We start from the raw sequence: 15,294 nt of genomic DNA on the forward strand, positions 1-15,294 counted from the left end.
GACCCCTCATGACGATCCGCGTGATGCTCGTCGATGACCAGATGCTGCTGCGCACGGGTTTCCGGATGGTGCTCGCCGCCCAGCCGGACATGGAGGTCGTCGCCGAGGCGGGTGACGGGGCGGAGGCGATCGAGGTCCTGCGGTCGGCGGCCGTCGACGTGGTGCTGATGGACGTACGCATGCCGCGGCTGGACGGGGTCGAGGCGACCCGGCGCATCTGCGCGCAGACCGATCCGCCCAAGGTGCTCATCCTGACCACGTTCGACCTGGACGAGTACGCGTTCTCCGGTCTGAAGGCGGGCGCGAGCGGCTTCATGCTCAAGGACGTGCCGCCCGGCGAGCTGCTCGCCGCGATCCGGTCCGTGCACAGCGGCGACGCCGTGGTCGCCCCGTCCACCACCCGCAGGCTCCTCGACCAGTTCTCCCCGATGCTGCCCAGCAGTGGCAAGGAGCCGCAGCACAAGCACATCGAAAAGCTGACCGAGCGTGAGCGCGAAGTGATGATGCTGGTCGCCCAGGGTCTGTCGAACGGAGAGATCGCGGCCCGTCTGGTGCTGTCCGAGGCAACCGTGAAGACGCACGTGGGCCGTATTCTCACCAAGCTGAGCCTGCGCGACCGCGTTCAGGTGGTCGTCCTCGCGTACGAGACGGGTCTGGTCAGGGCGGGCGGCGGGTCGGGCGGCTGACCGGGGCGGCGCGGCTACCGCAGCACACCTTCCAGGAAGTCGCTGCCGAGCCGGGCCACCACGGTCAGGTCCAGTGAGTGCAGTACGTACCGGCCGCGCCTGCGCGTCGTGACCAGGCCCGCCTTCTTGAGCACGGCCAGGTGCCGGGAGACCTCGGGCGCCGTGATGCTGTGGGAGTCGGCGAGTTCACCGGTGGTGTACGGGGAACGGGCGAGGTTGCGGCACAGGCGCATCCGCATCGGGTGGGCCAGGGCTTCCATCCGCAGCTGGAGCAGCTCCACGGAGGCGGGCGAGGGCAGCTCGGGGCGGTGCACCGGGTAGTGGATCACCGGCCGCCAGCCCGGGGCGTGGAGCACCATCAGATGGGGCCAGCCGAAGCTGGTCGGGATGAGGGTGAGCCCTGCCCCGACGGCAGGGTCGGCGGCATTCGTCCGGCCCTCGGTCAGCTTGTCGACGCTGATCCTGCTCGCGTCCTCGTCGAGCGACAGCGCGGCCGAGACCGCGCCGACCGCCTCGTCGAGGCCCTTGCGCCGCAGCAGCTCGGTCTTGTGCCGGGCGTCGGCGGCCAGCTGGACCTGGACCCGCTGCCAGGTGTCCGCGAAGAAAGCCTGGTCGCAGTCCTCGAAGAGGCGACGCACCCAGCTGCGTACGGAGCCGGGGTCGGCGAGCAGCTGCTGGGTGAACTCCACCTGCTTCGGGCCCCTGGCCGCCGCCATGTCCAGCGCGCGGGCCCGCATCGTGGCATTGCCGAGCGGGGACGGTGTGCCCGTCCCGTACAGGCTCGCGCACGTGAACTCCAGGGCCGCGGTGACGAAGCGCTCGTCATCCAGCCTGTCGAGGATGTCCAGGTCCTCGGCGAGGCTCGCACCGGTCCGGCCGTCGCCGCCGCGGACACCGGCGAACGGCATGAAGACGTCGGAGAAGGTGTTGCGCCAGAGGAAATCGGCCTCGTGCAGCCGGTCCGCGAGGTCGGGCTCAAGAGCTGCGGACGTCGCGGTCGCCCAGCCGTGGAGGCCGGGATGGTGCCCGGGCTCGGAGAGCGCATGCAGGGCAAGCCCCAGCTCGGCGAGGGGCGAGATCTCGAAATGGATGCGTTCGGGGGGCAGGCCCGCGATGTCTATGTGCACGCTCACCCGTCCATAGTGCGGGGTACGAGGGCGGGGCCGGGCGCCATTTGACAGGCGCCGTCAATCCACGGGCGGAGCGCGGGGAACGGGTTCACGCTGGATACATGGACATCGTTCAGCAGCACATGCTCGACAGCTATCGCGCGGCGCAGCACGGTGAGGCACCACCCCCGCTGCCCGGCCGCCACGACCGGGACGTCCTGCGCGACCTGCGCAGGCGCTTCCACGTCTGGACCGCAGGGCAGAGCCGGCGCATCGCCTGAGGAAAGCCCGTCCGGCGATCGAGGGGAGCACGGCCACCGGACGCCCCCGTTTCTGCTGCCCTACTCCAGGCGCTGCACGAACTCCGCCACCGCATCCCGCACATCCCCCACCGTCCACTCCAGCCCCGGCGCAGCCACCGTGACCTCGGTGTGCGAGACCCCGGGCGGCCCTGCCGGCCCCGCGAACCACCGGCGGAACAGCGTCACGCCCGTCTCTTCGGCCTGCCGCACCGACGCCTCGTCCAGCGCCTGTGTCCCGTACGGCAGCCACACCTGGAACTGGTGCGTGTGCGGTGGTTCCGGCTGCACCCGGAACCACGGCACGGCACTGTCCGCGAAACCCTCCGTCAGCGCCCCTGCGACCACCTTCGCGTGCGCCACGTACTGGGGCAGCCTCGGCAGCTCCCGCTCCAGGCCCAGCAGCGCCGAGAGCGCCGCCGGGTACTGCTGGAAGACCTGACCGCCGTACCGGTGGCGCCAGGTCCGCGCCTCGTCGACCAGCGATTCGGGGCCGGCGAGCACCGCACCGGACAATCCGTCCAGAGACTTGTAGAACGACACGTACACACTGTCGGCGAGCCCCGCGATCTCCGGCAGACCGCGCCCGAAGTGGGGTGTGCACTCCCACAGCCGGGCTCCGTCGAGATGCACGACCGCGTCCCGCTCCCGCGCGGCGGCGACGACCGCCTCCAGCTCCTCCCAGGTGGGCAGGACGAAGCCGGCATCGCGCAGCGGGAGCTCCAGCATGAGTGTGCCGAACGGCTCGGGGAAGTCCCTGATCTCGTCCGCCGTCGGCAGCCGCGGCGCGGACGTCGGATGCACCGTGCGCAGCCCGCTCACCGAGGTGAGCGCACCCCCCTCGTGCATCTCGGGATGGGAGAGCGGGTGGAGCGCCACGACCGGATTCCCCGTACGCCCCGCCCAGCAGCGCAGTGCGACCTGCTGCGCCATCGTCCCGGTCGGGAAGAACGCCGCGGCCTCCATGCCCAGCAGATCCGCAGTCCGCCGCTCCACCTCGGCGACGACCCCGTCGCCGTACACATCCGTCCACTCGCCCAGGTCGTGGACCGCCCCTGCGTCGGCGGCCAGCGCCGCCAGCCGCTCGCCCAGGGTGTGGTCGGCGGACGCCCGGGCGAGCACCCTTGTGGACCGCTTCCATGCGGTCAGCCTGCGGTGCCGCTGCTTCTGCTCATCGGTGACTGCCATGGGACGATCATCACCCGGACCGCTGACACAGCCCACCTCGTTTTCTGTGGCAGCCCGGAGTTACCCACAGGCTGTGGACAGCCGGGGGGTGTCGCGAAACGCTGGCGTAGCATGCAGAGAAATCGTCCGGTACCCCCCGCGGACTGGAACGGAAGGCCATCGCCGCGTGAACGCATCTGTTTCCAAGGAATCCCTCGACGCCAGGGACCGCCCCGCCCGTCTCACCGTCGGCGTCGTCGGCGCGGGACGGGTCGGCCCCGCCCTCGCCGCCTCGCTGCAGCTCGCCGGGCACCGCCCGGTCGCGGTCTCGGGCGTCTCCGACGCATCCGTGCGCCGGGCCGCCGCTCTGCTCCCCGACGTACCCCTCGTCACGCCCGCCGAGGTCCTCGCGCGCGCCGAGCTCGTGCTGCTGACCGTCCCCGACGACGCGCTGCCCGGCCTGATCGAAGGCCTGGCCGAGACCGGTGCCGTGCGGCCGGGCCAACTGATCGTCCACACGTCCGGGCGGTACGGGACGAAGGTGCTCGACCCCGCACTGCGGGCGGGAGCCCTCCCGCTCGCCCTGCATCCGGCCATGACCTTCACCGGCAGTTCCGTCGACGTCCAGCGGCTGGCCGGCTGTTCCTTCGGGGTCACCGCCCCCGAGGAGCTCAGGCTCGCCGCCGAGGCGCTCGTCATCGAAATGGGCGGGGAGCCCGAATGGATTGCGGAGGAGTCCCGTCCGCTCTATCACGCGGCGCTGGCCCTCGGAGCGAATCACCTGGTCACCCTGGTTGCCCAGTCCATGGAGCTGCTGCAGAAAGCGGGAGTCTCCGCACCCGACCGGATGCTCGGCCCGCTGCTCGGCGCCGCCCTCGACAACGCCCTGCGCTCCGGTGACGCCGCCCTGACCGGCCCCGTGGCCCGGGGCGACGCGGGCACGGTGGCCGCGCACATCGCCGAGCTGCGCAGGCACGCCCCGCAGGCAGTGGCCGGATATCTCGCGATGGCCCGCACCACGGCCGACCGGGCGCTGGCCCATGGTCTGCTCAAGCCGGAGTTCGCCGAGGATCTCCTCGATGTCCTGTCGGACAGTGCGAACGCGGCCGGTGGCGTGAACGGATCGAACGGCATGGACGGCACGGACGAGCCCGGGCCGGGGGAGGCCCGATGAGCACCGCACCTGCCACTCTTCTGCGCACCGCGGCGGAGCTGGACGCCCTGCACCGGCCGGCCGGTGCGCAGCGCGCCGTCGTCATGACGATGGGCGCGCTGCACGACGGCCACGCCACCCTGATCCGTACGGCGCGGGCCGCCGCGGGGCCCGGTGGACAGGTCGTCGCCACCGTGTTCGTCAACCCGCTCCAGTTCGGCGAGGCCGCCGACCTCGACCGCTACCCCCGCACCCTGGACGCCGACCTCGCGCTTGCCGCGGCGGCAGGTGCCGACGCGGTCTTCGCGCCCTTCGTCGACGAGGTGTACCCGGGCGGTGAACCCCAGGTCAGGATCGCCGCAGGCCCCATGGGCGAGCGTCTTGAAGGCGCCTCGCGCCCCGGGCACTTCGACGGCATGCTCACCGTCGTCGCCAAGCTCCTCCACCTCACCCGGCCCGACACGGCGTTCTACGGGCAGAAGGACGCCCAGCAGCTGGCGCTCATCCGCCGCATGGTGCGCGACCTCAACTTCGGCGTCGACATCGTCGGCGTGCCCACGGTCCGCGACCCGGACGGCCTCGCGCTCTCCAGCCGCAACCGGTTCCTCTCCGCCGACGAACGCCACACCGCGCTCGCTCTCCCCAGGGCCCTGTTCGCGGCCCGCGACCGGCTGGCCGCCCAGCAGGCGCTGCACGCCCGCGCACAGACAGTCCCCGAGCGGGAGGGCCGGGCCGCCGGGCTCACGAAGCTCGGAGAGGCCCGCGCGGCCGCCGACAGCCAGGCCGTGGCGCTGGCCCGGCCGACGGTCGGACCGGCCGCGGTACGGGCTGCCGCGCAGGCCGTCCTTGCCGAGGCGGCCGAGGAGGCGGTGCCGCTCGCCCTGGACTACCTGGCGCTCGTGGACCCCGCCGACTTCACCGAGATCCCCGACGACCGCGACAGCGGCGAGGCGGTCCTCGCCGTCGCGGCGCGGGTGGGTGCCACCCGTCTGATCGACAACATCCCGCTGACCCTCGGAGCCTTGACGTGACCGGAATACGGCTGACCGCCCCCGCCCCCGGCTGGGCCATCGACGCGGACGTCGTAGTGGTCGGCTCCGGCGTGGCCGGTCTCACCACTGCCCTGCGCTGCGCCGCGGCCGGTCTCGCCACGGTCGTCGTCACCAAGGCCCGCCTCGACGACGGCTCCACCCGCTGGGCGCAGGGCGGCATCGCCGCTGCTCTCGGCGAGGGCGACACCCCCGAGCAGCACCTCGACGACACCCTGGTCGCGGGCGCCGGCCTGTGCGACGAGACGGCGGTGCGGACCCTGGTGACCGAGGGCCCCGACGCCGTACGCCGGCTGATCGAAACCGGCGCGCACTTCGACACCACCGCCACCGGCGCCATCGCCCTGACCCGTGAGGGCGGACACCACCGCCGCCGCATCGCGCACGCGGGCGGAGACGCCACGGGCGCCGAGATCTCCCGCGCCCTGGTCGAAGCGGTCCGCTCGGCAGCCCTGCACACCGTCGAGAACGCCCTGGTCCTCGACCTGCTCACCGATGCCGAAGGCCGTACCGCGGGCGTCACCCTGCACGTCATGGGCGAGGGCCAGCACGACGGCGTCGGTGCGGTCCGCGCCCCTGCGGTGGTCCTCGCGACCGGCGGCATGGGCCAGGTCTTCTCGGCCACCACCAACCCGCCGGTCTCCACCGGTGACGGGGTGGCCCTCGCGCTGCGGGCGGGTGCGGAGGTTTCCGACCTCGAGTTCGTCCAGTTCCACCCGACCGTCCTGTTTCTCGGCGCCGACTCCGAGGGTCAGCAGCCGCTGGTGTCGGAAGCGGTACGGGGTGAGGGCGCCCATCTCGTCGACGCCTCCGGCACGCGCTTCATGCTGGGGCAGCACGAGCTGGCCGAGCTGGCCCCGCGCGACATCGTCGCCAAGGCCATCACCCGCCAGATGCACCTTCTCGGCACCGAGCACATGTATCTCGACGCCCGTCACTTCGGCGCCGAGATGTGGGAGCAGCGCTTCCCGACGATTCTGGCCGCCTGCAGGGCCCACGGCATCGACCCGGTGACGGAGCCGATCCCGGTGGCTCCGGCCGCGCACTACGCCTCGGGCGGTGTCCGCACCGACCTCCGGGGCCGTACGACGGTTCCCGGCCTGTACGCCTGCGGAGAGGTCGCCTGCACGGGAGTGCACGGCGCGAACCGGCTCGCGTCCAACTCCCTCCTGGAGGGCCTGGTCTTCGCCGAACGCATCGCGGCGGACATCGTGACGGATCGGGCGCAGGACGTGCCCGCGGGCCGGGATCACGGCCGGGACCGGGAACAGGACCTGCCGAAGCCTGCCGGGACCGGGGCGGCCGTCCCCGGCGCTCCCGGGCCCACGTCGGAGCCCGCCCCGCTCCTCACCGCCGAGTCCCGGACAGAGATCCAGCGGATCATGACGAGGGGTGCCGGAGTCATCCGCTCCGCCGCCAGCCTCGACCGTGCGGCCGAGGAACTGGATTCCCTCCAGCAGACCGCAGCCACCGCAGTGGACACCACCGTGACCGGTCCCAAGGACGCCGTTCCCGGTGTGGAGGCGTGGGAGGCCACCAATCTGCTTCTCGTCTCGCGGGTTCTGGTCGCTGCCGCCCAGGAGCGCGAGGAGACCCGCGGCTGCCACTGGCGCGAGGACCGGCCCGACCGCGACGACGCGGACTGGCGCCGTCACCTCGTCGTCCGGATCGCCCCGGACCGGCGCCTCGTCGTCCGTCGTACGGACAGCGCCGCATTCCCGCCCGTACGCCCCGAGGATTCAGCAGACTGAGCGGCGACAGCACGACGCCCAGCAGATTGCGCAGCAACTCCGAGCAGTACCCCGAATCACCCGCCGACGCCCCCGAGGAGCCGTAACCGTGAGCACGCCCGAAGAGAATCCGCGCCCCACACCCGTGGACGTACCGCTGATCCACATCGGCGCGCCCGCCGCGTCCGGGGGCGGCTGCGGCGACGGCTGCGGCTGCGGCGACGGCTACGACCCGGACGGCCTGGAGTGCGGCCTGGACCCCGCGCTGGCCCAGCTGCTCGCCGACGCGGGCCTGGACCCCGTCCAGGTCGAGGACATCGCCCATGTCGCCATCGAGGAGGACCTCGACGGCGGGGTGGACGTCACGACCGTGGCGACCGTCTCCGAGGAGGCCGTGGCCACCGGTGACTTCACCGCCCGCGAGGCCGGTGTCGTCGCAGGTCTGCGCGTTGCCGAGGCCGTCCTGTCCATCGTCTGCACGGACGAGTTCGAGGTCGAGCGCCACGTCGAGGACGGCGATCGCGTCGTGCCCGGCCAGAAGCTGCTCACCGTCACCACCCGCACCCGTGATCTGCTCACCGGCGAGCGCAGCGCGCTCAACCTGCTGTGCAGGCTCTCCGGGATCGCGACCGCGACCCGGGCCTGGGCCGATGTGCTCGAAGGTACGAAGGCCAAGGTCCGTGACACCCGCAAGACGACTCCCGGACTGCGTGCCCTGGAGAAGTACGCGGTGCGCTGCGGTGGCGGCGTCAACCACCGCATGTCTCTCGTGGACGCGGCCCTGGTCAAGGACAACCACGTGATCGCGGCGGGTGGTGTCGCCGAGGCGTTCAAGCGCGTCAGGGAGGCGTTCCCCGAGCTCGCCATCGAGGTCGAGGTCGACACCCTGGAACAGGTCGCCGAAGTGCTCGACGCGGGCGCCGATCTGATCCTGCTGGACAACTTCACCCCGTCCGGGACCGCCGAAGCGGTCGCCCTCGTCGGCGGCCGTGCGGTGCTGGAGTCCTCGGGCCGCCTCGCCCTCGGCTCCGCCCGCGCCTACGCCGAGGCGGGCGTCGACTACCTGGCCGTCGGGGCGCTCACGCACTCCTCGCCGATCCTCGACATCGGCCTGGACTTCCGCGACACCGAGGCACCCACCGACGGGGCCGGCGCCTGATGCTGCTCACCATCGACGTCGGCAACTCCCACACGGTCCTCGGCCTGTTCGACGGCGAGGAGATCGTCGAGCACTGGCGGATCTCCACCGACGCCCGCCGCACCGCCGACGAGCTCGCCGTGCTGCTCCAGGGGCTGATGGGCATGCACCCGTTGCTCGGCGTGGAGCTGGGCGACGGAATCGAGGGCATCGCGATCTGCTCGACGGTGCCCGCCGTTCTGCACGAGCTGCGCGAGGTCACCCGCCGCTACTACGGCGATGTCCCCGCGGTCCTCGTGGAGCCGGGGGTCAAGACGGGCGTGCCGGTCCTGACGGACAACCCGAAGGAGGTCGGCGCGGACCGCATCGTCAACGCCGTCGCCGCCGTCGAGCTCTACGGCGGTCCCGCGATCGTCGTCGACCTCGGCACGGCCACCACCTTCGACGCGGTGTCCGCCCGCGGTGAGTACACGGGCGGTGTGATCGCGCCCGGTATCGAGATCTCGGTGGAAGCACTCGGGGTGAAGGGCGCCCAGCTCCGCAAGATCGAGCTGGCCAGGCCCCGCAGCGTGATCGGGAAGAACACCGTCGAAGCCATGCAGTCCGGCATCGTGTACGGCTTCGCGGGCCAGATCGACGGCGTTGTCGAGCGGATGAAGAAGGAGCTGGCGGCCGACCCCGACGAGGTCACCGTCATTGCGACGGGCGGCCTTGCTCCGATGGTGTTGGGGGAGTCCTCCGTCATCGACGAGCACGAACCCTGGCTCACGCTCATCGGCCTTCGTCTCGTGTACGAGCGCAACATCGCTCGGATGTAGGGCGCGCCCGCGGTCACCTGCGGGAACGACGCGGCGGCGCCTCGAAGTACGGCGCGCCGCCGGGCGGCCAGTTAAGCGGATTTTGTCTATTTAGCACGTATTGTCGCGTCATGCCCACGCCCTACGGATCACGCGGCGGCATGGCGTTCGGTGCGGACGAGCTGCGGGTGCTCCGACGTGCTCTCGCCCATGCCCTCCACCCCACGCCCCTGCCGGAAGACGACGTCCAGGACTGCCTGCGGCTCGCCGGCGCGGTGGACGAGGCGGTGAGCGAGGCAGGCAGGCTGCGCGCGTTCCTCCTCGCCGATCTCGCCCGGTACCGCGACGCCCTCCCCGGCTCGCTCAGCGGGTACCTGGAGCTCCTCCAGGACGCCCTTGCCGCCGGCTACGACCCTCGCCCCGACGACCTGGTGGCCCTGCGCGCACTGCGGGCCGGACCCGTGGCGGCGGCGCTCCTGGAGCGCTGCCAGGTGCTTGCGGAACGCTCGGTGCGGGCCCGCCTCGCCGGACGTGCCGTGCCCGTGACGGCGCCCGCGCAGCGCAGCCGGCTGCTCGCCCTGCCCGGTGGTCTGGCGGCGGCCAAGGAGCCCGAGCGTCCCCGGCCTCCGGCCCGGCCCGCGGCGCCGGCCCCCGGTGAGCGCCCCGCACCCAAGCCGTCCGAAGTCTTCCCGCCCCGGCGCCGCCCCGCGCCCGCACCCCCGCCCGAGGAACGCGCCGTGTCCTGAGGGGTGCCCGGGAGAGACCGGAATGCCGGGCTCGCTACCCTGGACGGCATGGACTACGTATCCGCGCTCGTGCCCCCCGTGGTGATGGCCGCCTTCTTCATCGGCCTTGTCGTGACGATCGTCAAGAGCCAGGGCGGTCCGAACAAGGCCAAGGAGGACGCGGCCGTGGATGCGGCGGCCGCCCGCGCCGAATCGGTGCAGCAGGCCCCGCGGGCCGACGGCGTCTGATCCGGACCAGAGCAAGAAGGGCGTACGGCTCCTGAGGAGCTGTGCGCCCTTTTGCCGTCTCGATAAATGACCCATTCCAGACATCTAGCACTAAGGTGACGCCGTGCCGCGCCAATTGGGAGAGCTGGAAGACGCCGTGATGACACGGGTCTGGCAATGGAACCGTCCGGTCACCGTGCGGGAAGTTCTCGAGGACCTTCAGCAGGAGAGGTCCATCGCATACACGACCGTGATGACGGTAATGGACAATCTCCATCAGAAGGGCTGGGTACGCCGAGAAGTGGATGGCCGGGCATATCGATATACGGCCGTCTCCACCCGGGCCGCGTACTCGGCCGCACTGATGAACGAAGCCTGGTCCCTCAGTGACAACCCGGCCGCTGCTCTGGTCGCCTTCTTCGGCATGATGTCCGCCGAGCAGCGCGAGGCTCTCCAGGATGCGGTGCGCATGGTCTCGCCGGTCTTCCCCGAACCGTCCGCAACTCCGCCGGATGACGACGTCCCGGCCGATGAAGCACCACCGGAGACCGGGCGATAGCGTCGGGGCATGTCCTCAGAGCTGCCGCAAACCGCGCCGCATACCGAGCCGCATACAGATTTTCCTACCGACCCGTCGGTCGGAAAACCCGCCATCACCGTTCGGCGTGCCAGGACGAGCGATGTGGCGTCCGTCCGCGGCCTGCTTGACGGCTACGTCGCCGAAGGCATCCTGCTCGACAAAGCAACGGTGACCCTTTACGAGGACATCCAGGAGTTCTGGGTGGCCGAACGTGATGAGGACGCCCGTGTCATCGGCTGCGGTGCACTCCACGTGATGTGGGAAGACCTCGCCGAAGTGCGTACTCTCGCCGTCGACCACAGCATCAAGGGCGCCGGAGTGGGGCACCAAGTTCTGGACAAGCTCTTGCAGACCGCACGCTGGCTCGGCGTCCGCCGGGTTTTCTGTCTCACCTTCGAAGTGGACTTCTTCGCGAAGCATGGCTTCACCGAGATCGGAGAGACTCCGGTCGACGGAGATGTCTACAGCGAGCTGCTGCGTTCCTATGACGAGGGTGTCGCCGAGTTCCTCGGCCTCGAACGAGTGAAGCCGAACACCTTGGGCAACAGTCGGATGCTTCTGCACCTGTGATCGGCACAAGATGCCGGAACCCTATGTCCGAATCGCGCACGTTTCCCGTGTTCTTGTGCTACTGAACGTCTCCCAGGGGTTTGTGTTTTCTCGGGAAAAGCGGTTTCCTTTCCGCGTACTCAATTTTTCGATGAAAGGAAATCCGGTGGCACAGAAGGTTCAGGTCCTTCTTGTTGACGACCTCGACGGTGGCGAGGCGGACGAGACAGTGACGTTCGCTCTGGATGGCAAGACGTACGAGATCGACCTCACCACGACCAACGCGGACAAGCTCCGTGGTCTTCTTGAGCCGTACGCCCGGAGTGGCCGCCGTACGGGTGGCCGCGCAGCGACCGGCCGCGGCAAGGGCCGCGCCGTTGCGGGTGGCAACAAGGACACTGCGGAGATCCGTAAGTGGGCCCGCGAGAACGGTCACAATGTGAATGACCGCGGTCGCGTTCCCGCCGAGATCCGTGAGGCTTACGAGAAGGCCAACGGCTGACCTGTCGGCCGATCGGTCAACAGGTGCGTCCGGGCACGCGTGAGCCGGACCCGGTGGCATTCCGTCGCTGCCGCGTCCACCAGTCGTACGAGATCGGGAGTATCCCCACCCCTGCTCCCGAGGCCGGCCAGAGCCGGGAGCTGCGGCTCCACATCCTGGCGCGGTTCGGGGGGCCGCAGCCAGAACGCGGCCCCCGACGAGCTCCCCGCCCTGCCGGGCGGCGCAGGGGCGTCGATGTGCCCGCCCGTGCCGATGGCGGCCATGGCGAGAGCGATGCCGCCCCACTCCAGCCAGTCGAGCAGTCCCGGCACCTCGTCGGCGCTCCCGGCGGCCACCAGCAGCCACATCCGCTGCCCGGCCAGTGCCACGGGACCGGTGCGCCCCACCCGGCGCAGCGCCGCGTGACCCGCCGCGGCAGGCAGTTCCAGCACGTCGAAGCGCAGCCCGGTCAGCAACTGCACGGGTGCTGTTCCCGCCGTGGCCCAGTCGAGCTCGCGTGCGTACCACTGTGCGCAGGCGTCGGCTTCGGGCGACGAGCGGGGAGGCGGGACGGTGGGAACCATGACCGATGAACCGTCGAACGGGGTCGCGGGTTACGCACAGTTCATGATCGACTGCTCTTCGTGTCCGTGATGGGGGCGTACGGGAGCATTCGGCAGCGTGTAGTTGTTCGCCCGTAGCGGAGGGAACGGGGGTGCGCCGCATGGACTGTCAGTGAGTGCGGGTAAGACATCCCTAGTGGGAAGGGGCGACACGCAGGCAAAAACGTCTCACGTTCGCCATCGGCGTACTGGCGAAAGGGCTATCTGCCTGGCCTGCGGGAACATCGTCTCGCACCATCGGGTTGGAGCAGTTGTCGGCGTTCGGGGCAGGAGGCCATCGACGGGTGTCGGCAGTTGAAATGAGCGGTCCCCGCTTGCGGGACTAAGCTGCGGAAGGACAGGGAGGGGACCTACCCCTTACTGCCTGACCGCTCTGAGGAGCGATTAACGATGTTCGAGAGGTTCACCGACCGCGCGCGGCGGGTTGTCGTCCTGGCTCAGGAAGAAGCCCGGATGCTCAACCACAACTACATCGGCACCGAGCACATCCTCCTGGGCCTGATCCACGAGGGTGAGGGTGTCGCCGCTAAGGCCCTGGAGAGCCTCGGGATTTCGCTCGAGGCGGTCCGCCAGCAGGTGGAGGAGATCATCGGTCAGGGCCAGCAGGCCCCGTCCGGGCACATCCCCTTCACTCCCCGGGCGAAGAAGGTCCTGGAGCTGTCGCTCCGTGAGGCCCTTCAGCTCGGCCACAACTACATCGGCACCGAGCACATCCTGCTCGGCCTGATCCGTGAGGGCGAGGGCGTCGCAGCCCAGGTCCTCGTGAAGCTGGGCGCCGACCTGAACCGGGTGCGGCAGCAGGTCATCCAGCTGCTCTCCGGGTACTCGGGAGGCAAGGAGGCGGCCACTGCGGGCGGCCCCGCGGAGGGCACGCCCTCCACGTCCCTGGTGCTCGACCAGTTCGGCCGGAATCTCACCCAGGCCGCTCGTGAGTCCAAGCTCGACCCGGTCATCGGGCGCGAGAAGGAGATCGAGCGGGTCATGCAGGTGCTGTCCCGCCGGACCAAGAACAACCCTGTTCTCATCGGCGAGCCCGGCGTCGGCAAGACGGCGGTCGTCGAGGGCCTGGCACAGGCCATCGTCAAGGGCGAGGTGCCCGAGACCCTCAAGGACAAGCACCTCTACACCCTCGACCTCGGTGCGCTGGTCGCAGGTTCCCGCTACCGCGGTGACTTCGAGGAGCGCCTGAAGAAGGTCCTCAAGGAGATCCGAACCCGCGGCGACATCATCCTGTTCATCGACGAGCTCCACACCCTGGTGGGTGCGGGCGCAGCCGAGGGCGCGATCGACGCGGCGAGCATCCTCAAGCCCATGCTGGCGCGAGGCGAGCTCCAGACCATCGGTGCCACGACGCTCGACGAGTACCGCAAGCACCTGGAGAAGGACGCCGCGCTCGAGCGCCGCTTCCAGCCCATCCAGGTCGCGGAGCCGTCGCTGCCGCACACCATCGAGATCCTCAAGGGTCTGCGCGACCGCTACGAGGCCCACCACAGGGTCTCCATCACGGACGAGGCGCTGGTCCAGGCCGCCACCCTGGCCGACCGCTACATCTCGGACCGCTTCCTGCCGGACAAGGCGATCGACCTGATCGACGAGGCCGGCTCACGGATGCGTATCCGCCGGATGACCGCGCCGCCGGACCTCCGCGAGTTCGACGAGAAGATCGCGGGCGTGCGCCGCGACAAGGAGTCGGCGATCGACTCCCAGGACTTCGAGAAGGCAGCGTCCCTCCGGGACAAGGAGAAGCAGCTGCTGGCGGCGAAGACCAAGCGGGAGAAGGAGTGGAAGGCCGGCGACATGGATGTCGTCGCCGAGGTCGACGGCGAGCTCATCGCCGAAGTCCTGGCCACCGCCACCGGTATCCCGGTCTTCAAGCTGACGGAGGAGGAGTCCTCGCGTCTGCTGCGCATGGAGGACGAGCTCCACAAGCGCGTCATCGGCCAGAAGGACGCCATCAAGGCCCTCTCGCAGGCGATCCGCCGTACGCGAGCAGGCCTGAAGGACCCGAAGCGCCCCGGTGGCTCGTTCATCTTCGCCGGCCCGTCCGGTGTCGGTAAGACCGAGCTCTCCAAGACGCTCGCCGAATTCCTCTTCGGTGACGAGGACGCGCTGATCTCCCTCGACATGTCGGAGTTCAGCGAGAAGCACACGGTTTCCCGCCTCTTCGGTTCGCCCCCCGGTTACGTGGGCTACGAGGAGGGCGGCCAGCTCACCGAGAAGGTGCGCCGCAAGCCGTTCTCCGTCGTCCTCTTCGACGAGGTCGAGAAGGCCCACCCCGATATCTTCAATTCCCTGCTCCAGATTCTGGAAGACGGTCGTCTGACCGACTCCCAGGGCCGGGTCGTGGACTTCAAGAACACGGTCATCATCATGACGACCAACCTCGGGACCCGGGACATCTCCAAGGGCTTCAACCTGGGCTTCGCCGCCCAGGGCGATGTGAAGACGAACTACGAGCGGATGAAGGTCAAGGTCAACGAAGAGCTCAAGCAGCACTTCAGGCCCGAGTTCCTCAACCGTGTCGATGACACGGTCGTCTTCCACCAGCTCACCGAGGAAGACATCATCCAGATCGTCGACCTCATGGTCGACAAGGTGGATGAGCGCCTCAAGGACCGCGACATGGGCCTCGAGCTCAGCCCGAACGCCAAGTCGCTGCTGGCGAAGAAGGGCTACGACCCCGTGATGGGTGCCCGGCCGCTGCGCCGGACGATCCAGCGCGAGATCGAGGACATCCTCTCCGAGAAGATCCTCTTCGGTGAGCTGCGCCCCGGTCACATCGTGGTCGTGGACACGGAGGGCGAGGGGGACGAGAAGAAGTTCTCGTTCCGCGGCGAGGAGAAGTCGGCACTGCCCGACGTCCCGCCGATCGAGCAGGCGGCTGGTGGCGCCGGCCCGAACCTGACGAAGGAAGCGTAAGGGCGCCTAGCGCCTGAGCATGCAGAAGGGGCTGCCCCGGACCGGTCGACGGTCCGGGGCC

The 15,294-nt window shown here is 70.1% G+C and carries 16 protein-coding genes; 13 read left to right on the forward strand and 3 right to left on the reverse strand.

The features are described 5' to 3' along the window. Window positions 1-8 precede the first annotated feature (8 nt). The gene (locus tag ACFWBQ_RS11060; protein ID WP_385486441.1) at window positions 9-686 is read left to right on the forward strand and encodes a response regulator; all 678 of its coding nucleotides are present in this window, start codon (window positions 9-11) and stop codon (window positions 684-686) included. 14 nt (window positions 687-700) lie between these two features. Here ACFWBQ_RS11060 and ACFWBQ_RS11065 read toward each other — a convergent pair whose 3' ends face one another. Further along, window positions 701-1,813 carry a DUF5937 family protein gene (locus ACFWBQ_RS11065; protein WP_385486502.1) on the reverse strand — a complete coding sequence of 371 codons (1,113 nt, stop codon included), beginning with the start codon at window positions 1,811-1,813 and terminating at the stop codon, window positions 701-703. A gap of 104 nt (window positions 1,814-1,917) precedes the next feature. Between ACFWBQ_RS11065 and ACFWBQ_RS11070 the strand changes: the two genes are divergently transcribed. Then, window positions 1,918-2,076: a hypothetical protein gene (locus ACFWBQ_RS11070; protein ID WP_385486442.1), complete on the forward strand. Its 159-nt coding sequence runs from the start codon at window positions 1,918-1,920 to the stop codon at window positions 2,074-2,076. Between the two features lie 60 nt (window positions 2,077-2,136). On the opposite strand, the gene ACFWBQ_RS11075 is transcribed toward ACFWBQ_RS11070, so the two are convergent. Next, window positions 2,137-3,282, reverse strand: a complete 1,146-nt coding sequence (locus tag ACFWBQ_RS11075; protein WP_385486444.1) for a threonine aldolase family protein — start codon at window positions 3,280-3,282, stop codon at window positions 2,137-2,139. A gap of 166 nt (window positions 3,283-3,448) precedes the next feature. Here ACFWBQ_RS11075 and ACFWBQ_RS11080 point away from each other — a divergent pair, with 166 nt between their 5' ends. From ACFWBQ_RS11080 to ACFWBQ_RS11125, 10 genes are all read left to right on the forward strand, one after another. Further along, the gene (locus ACFWBQ_RS11080; protein WP_385486446.1) at window positions 3,449-4,435 is read left to right on the forward strand and encodes a Rossmann-like and DUF2520 domain-containing protein; all 987 of its coding nucleotides are present in this window, start codon (window positions 3,449-3,451) and stop codon (window positions 4,433-4,435) included. Then, window positions 4,432-5,445 carry a pantoate--beta-alanine ligase gene (gene panC, locus ACFWBQ_RS11085; protein ID WP_385486448.1) on the forward strand — a complete coding sequence of 338 codons (1,014 nt, stop codon included), beginning with the start codon at window positions 4,432-4,434 and terminating at the stop codon, window positions 5,443-5,445. The genes ACFWBQ_RS11080 and panC overlap by 4 nt, the downstream gene beginning before the upstream one ends. Continuing rightward, window positions 5,442-7,214 carry an L-aspartate oxidase gene (locus tag ACFWBQ_RS11090; RefSeq protein ID WP_385486449.1) on the forward strand — a complete coding sequence of 591 codons (1,773 nt, stop codon included), beginning with the start codon at window positions 5,442-5,444 and terminating at the stop codon, window positions 7,212-7,214. Before panC ends, ACFWBQ_RS11090 begins: the two co-directional genes overlap by 4 nt. An 88-nt stretch (window positions 7,215-7,302) precedes the next feature. Beyond that, on the forward strand, window positions 7,303-8,352 hold the full coding sequence (nadC, locus tag ACFWBQ_RS11095; protein WP_385486451.1) for a carboxylating nicotinate-nucleotide diphosphorylase: 1,050 nt from the start codon (window positions 7,303-7,305) through the stop codon (window positions 8,350-8,352). Further along, entirely contained in the window at window positions 8,352-9,149 is a 798-nt protein-coding gene (locus tag ACFWBQ_RS11100; RefSeq protein ID WP_329209795.1) for a type III pantothenate kinase, read from the forward strand. The genes nadC and ACFWBQ_RS11100 overlap by 1 nt, the downstream gene beginning before the upstream one ends. A gap of 140 nt (window positions 9,150-9,289) precedes the next feature. Then, window positions 9,290-9,874 (forward strand): hypothetical protein, encoded by a 585-nt coding sequence (locus tag ACFWBQ_RS11105; RefSeq protein WP_385486504.1) that lies wholly within the window; start codon window positions 9,290-9,292, stop codon window positions 9,872-9,874. 48 nt (window positions 9,875-9,922) lie between these two features. Further along, on the forward strand, window positions 9,923-10,102 hold the full coding sequence (locus ACFWBQ_RS11110) for a hypothetical protein (protein ID WP_385486453.1): 180 nt from the start codon (window positions 9,923-9,925) through the stop codon (window positions 10,100-10,102). A gap of 103 nt (window positions 10,103-10,205) precedes the next feature. After that, window positions 10,206-10,640, forward strand: coding sequence for a BlaI/MecI/CopY family transcriptional regulator (locus ACFWBQ_RS11115; protein WP_385486455.1), 435 nt, complete (start codon window positions 10,206-10,208; stop codon window positions 10,638-10,640). A 9-nt stretch (window positions 10,641-10,649) separates the two neighbouring features. Next, complete coding sequence (locus ACFWBQ_RS11120; RefSeq protein WP_385486457.1) at window positions 10,650-11,231, forward strand: amino-acid N-acetyltransferase; 582 nt, start codon at window positions 10,650-10,652, stop codon at window positions 11,229-11,231. 145 nt (window positions 11,232-11,376) lie between these two features. Continuing rightward, on the forward strand, window positions 11,377-11,712 hold the full coding sequence (locus tag ACFWBQ_RS11125) for an Lsr2 family protein (RefSeq protein ID WP_385486460.1): 336 nt from the start codon (window positions 11,377-11,379) through the stop codon (window positions 11,710-11,712). Here ACFWBQ_RS11125 and ACFWBQ_RS11130 read toward each other — a convergent pair. Beyond that, window positions 11,691-12,275 (reverse strand): SCO3374 family protein, encoded by a 585-nt coding sequence (locus tag ACFWBQ_RS11130; protein WP_385486462.1) that lies wholly within the window; start codon window positions 12,273-12,275, stop codon window positions 11,691-11,693. The genes ACFWBQ_RS11125 and ACFWBQ_RS11130 overlap by 22 nt on opposite strands. A 429-nt stretch (window positions 12,276-12,704) precedes the next feature. Between ACFWBQ_RS11130 and ACFWBQ_RS11135 the strand changes: the two genes are divergently transcribed. Next, a complete protein-coding gene (locus ACFWBQ_RS11135) occupies window positions 12,705-15,233 on the forward strand; it encodes an ATP-dependent Clp protease ATP-binding subunit (protein ID WP_385486464.1) in 2,529 nt (842 codons plus the stop codon). Window positions 15,234-15,294: the final 61 nt, after the last annotated feature.

It is taken from the genome of Streptomyces sp. NPDC060035 (assembly GCF_042736635.1).
Classification (GTDB): domain Bacteria; phylum Actinomycetota; class Actinomycetes; order Streptomycetales; family Streptomycetaceae; genus Streptomyces.